The following is a 5,072-nucleotide window of genomic DNA, read 5'->3' on the forward strand; positions in this document are numbered from 1 at the left end:
CTTAGCTTTAACATCATTAGCAACCTTTACTGTATCTACCTGATCCTTAAATTTTACAAGAAAGGTAGTTTGAGAGTTATTTGCAAATTCTTTTTCAAGTTCTGGACTTATTTTATTCGCTATTACCTCTTTAGCGTTATAGCTTGTCTCAATATTGTCCTTTGCATAAGCCTTAGCATAATTTCCAGCTGGTGCAGCAAATGAACTGATAGTTAGTAATAAAGCTGTCGACAATGCACTCAATTTCTTGGTGATTTTTATCATGTTTATACCCCCATATTTAGATTAAATTTACATAAATAATCCTTTTCCTTCCTTTCCCTTAACTGCTTGAATTCATTAACTTATAAAATAGGTTTTGAGATGATCCTTACAACAGTTCATCAATTAAGTTATTTCATTCCATTCAAACTTACAGCTAGTAACGTTTTCATTAAGTTACAAATGTTAAGAAATATCATAAAGTATGATTCATAGTTGAATAGGATAAATTAAGAGATTGCTAACAAGATGAAAGCAGCTTATTTTAAAATTTTAAAATTTTATAAATTTTTTGTAAAATAATGAAATATTATGATAACCATAATATAATTTTATCGATTTTTAGCATTATACTAATATGCACTGGTTCAAAAAATCCGGTTCTGGCGCAAAGTTTTAAAGAAAACTCACCGATTTGGCGAGCCTTTTAGGTGAAGACAGAGACGAAGTTGCACTTATACTTTATTCCTAAAATTGGCCACCACTTTCTTAAAGTGCGAAAAAACCAAGGCTAGTTTCAAGAGATGCTTGGCTGATTTGCAAATCGTTTTACTAAGGAATAAATCAATGGTATTTCTTTTTAAATCGACTGCACGATATTTTTGTTTTTCTATACCAATCACACACACTATCTAGAATAATAGTATTAATGTGTAAGAGTTAGAGATTCATTGTAATTGTTCAAAATTAGATTGATAAGCCACTTGTAGTTAGCCAAATTGATGTGAAGGGTTCGACTTTAACTCTCAAAGGGAATAGTATTAAAGCTGCTAACCTCACCATCAACGGGGAAAAAGTAACTGACTATAATGAGATGTATTTCACTCAATCTATTAATCTAAACGAAGGTCAAACACTAGTAACAGTACACATTGAACCAACTGATACTACCAAATCCACGATTTTTAAAGATGATGGCGGTTCGATAAACAAAAACACAAAGAACTACGTGATTGATGTCATTAATAAAACGATTAGCGAATCCAAATAAATAGAAATAGAAAAGGTCTGCCTAGTTTGGCAGACCTTCAGCTTGTGACAAGTGGTAAAACACTGCGTTTTCTACAAGCTGGAGGGACCTTATAAAAAGGTCCTTTTTCATATAGTGTAAATCAAATCTCTATTTAACAGTGATTTTTCTTAGAACAGTAGTCTTGTTCCCAGTTTTATCAGCAACTACATACTTTAACGTAAAAGTACCTTTTTTCTTTGTATTTACAGTTCCAGTAATTTTAATCACTTTTGTTAAATCTCCGTCTACATTATCTTTTGCAGTAACGCCTGCCCTTGCATTGAATTTAGACTTTACTTTAATTGTTTTCGATTTTGCACCATAAATAACAGGTTTAATATTGTCTTTTACAGTGATTTTTCTTGTAATAACCTTTTTATTACCGGAAGAATCAGTAACCGTATACGTTAATGTGTATGTTCCGATTTTCTTTGTATTTACTGTTCCCGCTACTTTGATAAGTTTTGTTAAAGATCCATCCACATTATCTTTAGCAGTTACATCTTTTAGTGGATTGAATTTAGTATTGATATTAATTGTTTTGTTACCTGCACCGTAAATCACAGGTTTAATATTATCAATCACTGTGATCGTTCTTTTAACTGTTGTTACATTCCCAAACTTATCGTTCACCGTGTAAGTAAGTACGTAAGAACCTTTTCTCTTAGTATCTACAATACCTGTTACTCTAATGAATTTAGTTAAATCACCATCTACATTATCTACTGCAGATACTCCCGCCATTGGATCAAACTTTGAATTAATATTTAATTTCTTATCTGTCGTACCATATATGAGTGGTTTAATTGAATCGATATATAGCTTTCCTGCTGCCTTGGAACTTAATGAATTTCCATACATATCTTCTACTTTTACCACTATTTGTGCACCGTTTAATGTAAGGTTGTTAGTTGCTTTCCAGTAGCCCTCATAGTGTCCAGTGCCATTTCCTTTTGCATCCTTTACTTCGGTCATAACTACTTCAAAGTTGCTTAAACTTGCAGTTGGCACAGATGCTGCACTTGTTATGCCATTAATCGGAACGTTAATTGTAAATACTGCCTTTTTTAATCCAGGCTCACTGTCGAACCCAACCTTTAATGTTTGATCTGCCTTTAATATTACATCACTCGATGGCATTATATTTTTAATTTCAAGTATTGGGTATTTTACATTAACTGTTATGCTCTTAGCAGTTTCATTTCCTGCTTTGTCTCTAGCAACAACATTTATTATATTTTTCCCTTCCTTGGACATAAGCTTTACTGTCCAATTTCCATTTGAATCTATGTCTGGCCTTGTTCCATTAACATCAACATAATCTAAATAATCATCTTTGGCTGTTCCTGTTACAGTTATAACCTGATTATTTATATTTGCGTTATTTTGTGGGCTTGTAATTTCTAAAACTGGTGCTGCTTTGTCTACTATAACCTTTATTTCCTTCGAATAAGGAGTAAAACCGAGTTCTGTTATAGTTTTTGCCTTTAGAATATTAACTCCCTCTTGAAGTACAGCGTCAATTGAAAAGCTTCCATCATCATTTGTCTTTCCATTTGCTATATCTTCATCTTTGCTAAATATATGAACGTCCATTCCTGGAGCCGCCATACCTTTTATTGTTACTTTTTCATTATTTACATATGGGTTGTCTACTGGTGATGTTATAGCTGGAGCTAGTGCTTCAAGCTTAACTGTTGATCTAATCATTATGTTTCCATACTCTTTACTTGCTAAAGTGAATGGACCATCTTTTTCAAACCACCATGATCTTCCTGTTGGTACTGTCGTTTTATCCAATGATATTCCTGGAGATAACAAAGAAGGCTGATCCTGTATTAAAACCATATAATAATCGCCTGTTACAACTATTCGCTTTGCGGATAAATCAACGACTGTCCATTTTCCTTCCTCCCTAGGAGTAGTTGCATTAAACGGACCTGCTATCATTTTCCCAGGAGCGCCACCCTTTCCACTTGCATCATAAACTGCCACCTTAAATGTAGTTCCACCTGGTGTTGGCCATTTTGTACCAAACATAAATAATCCAGAGGTTACTATTGCTCTAGTCTCTCCCTCCGGAAGTGACATTCTTACTGCATAGCCCCCTCCCGGTTGAAATTGAGCTATTGTATCTTCTGCTGTTCCATCATCATAGCCTATCTCTCCTGAATAATTTATAAACGGTTTTTGCTGAATATCATGTGTAACATTTTCCTTACCCGTAATATCTACGGTAACTTTCTCATCAAAGTAGTCCTCAGCTATAACCTGTACTGTATATTTACCTTCATATGCAGTTAATGAGTAATTACCCTCTGCATCAGTTGTAACTGGTGCTACTGCTGCATCCTCAATTACGTAAACTTTAGCGTTTTTCACAGGCTTTCCTGTTTGTGCATTAGTGATTTTACCTGTTAATGTTCTCTTAGGTATTGGAACCATTGTAATGTCTGTATTTTCAAGAACTTGGTTGGCTGCTACTTGAACCTTCTCATCCTTTGGATAGTATCCATACTTTTCAGCTCTTAATGTATACGCTCCTTCTTTCACCTTAAAACTATATGACCCGTCTTGCGGATTTGTTTTTGTTGAACGACCATTTTCAACAATAGTCACTGTGGCTGATAATGGAAGTTTTGCTATCTCAGTGTTTGTCTGCACTGAATTTTTTACTTGTTGTTTTGGGCTGTTGCTTAAAACTGATCTGCCATCTGATGCTGCAGGTAGATCTTTTAATCTAATTTGTTCTTCAGGGCCATTGCTTAAAACTGATGTATTACCTAGTGCTGCAGATTTATCTGTTAAATTCACATCATCTATAAACCATCCCTGATGATTATTGGAGGTTGAGGTACCAGACATAAATACAAAAAAGATACTTACTTTCTTTCCTGCATATTCGCTTATATCTATTTCTTCATTTGAATATCCTCCTGTCTTAGTGCCTGCATATTTTGCTACACTCGTAAAATAATCATTGCCGTCAATTTGAACCCCAACTTTTGCAATGGCATTATTTTCTTCTATATCATACCAATTTTTAAACTGCAAATAAGCATGTTCTTTCGGCAAGACAATTTTAGGCGATATCAATCCCATTACTTGATTTTCTGAATACGTTCCTTCAAGATTAGTAGCAAAAACCTTTTCTCCCGAAGCTGCTGCCATAGGTCCTGTCGTTGGTTTTCCCCACTGCCATTTAGGAGCTCCGACTATTTCCCATCCTGTTGTATCTGTTTCAAAATCATTAAAGTATCCTACTTGAGAGTTAACAAGTATTGTATAGATATCACTTGTAACCTCGTTCTTTCCAAAGTCAACTATTCTCCATCTGTAAGATAGATTTGATCCTGCCACTACTCTATCTGCTGGAATTATAGCTTCATAGCTTCCTGACTGGATGTCTCCACTCTGCCTTTCAGCTGCAACTGTTGTCCACTCATCCGATGGATTATTTCTATATTGAAGCTCAACTGTCTTAACGCTTATATTATCTTGTACATCTATTTTTAATTTTTGTTCAAATCCTACGTCTGCCTCTTTAACAGGTATATGATTAAAAGTTGGCGGAACTGTATCCTCGGCATCTTCTGATACTTGGCCTTTAATATCAGAAATTCCTGGCATAACTGATGTTACAGCCTTAAGTGCATTAATCACACCATATCCATATCCATTGTTAGGGGTTTCAGGATAATCATAGTTAGTACAAGGAGTTGCTGTTTCCTTTATTATTCTTTCAATATCACTAACTGTTAAAGATGAATTGGCTTGAAGTAATAATGCTACAAGTCCT

General features: G+C 34.6%; 3 protein-coding genes and 1 pseudogene. 1 reads left to right on the top strand and 3 read right to left on the bottom strand.

From position 1 onward, the window contains the following. Positions 1-264: hypothetical protein (locus ACFWM3_RS24840; protein ID WP_390313383.1), on the bottom strand; the 264-nt coding region annotated here is incomplete at its 3' end. 482 nt (positions 265-746) lie between these two features. Next, positions 747-860 (bottom strand): annotated as a pseudogene (locus ACFWM3_RS24845) (IS6 family transposase); the annotation flags it as partial. Positions 861-985: 125 nt separating this feature from the next. Between ACFWM3_RS24845 and ACFWM3_RS24850 the strand changes: the two are divergent. Beyond that, the gene (locus ACFWM3_RS24850) at positions 986-1,252 is read left to right on the top strand and encodes a hypothetical protein (RefSeq protein ID WP_390313384.1); all 267 of its coding nucleotides are present in this window, start codon (positions 986-988) and stop codon (positions 1,250-1,252) included. A gap of 129 nt (positions 1,253-1,381) precedes the next feature. Here ACFWM3_RS24850 and ACFWM3_RS24855 read toward each other — a convergent pair. Beyond that, a partial coding sequence (locus ACFWM3_RS24855; RefSeq protein ID WP_390313385.1) for an immunoglobulin-like domain-containing protein occupies positions 1,382-5,072 on the bottom strand: 3,691 nt, incomplete at its 5' end.

It is taken from the genome of Gottfriedia sp. NPDC058432 (assembly GCF_042721555.1).
Lineage (GTDB): Bacteria > Bacillota > Bacilli > Bacillales > Bacillaceae_G > Gottfriedia.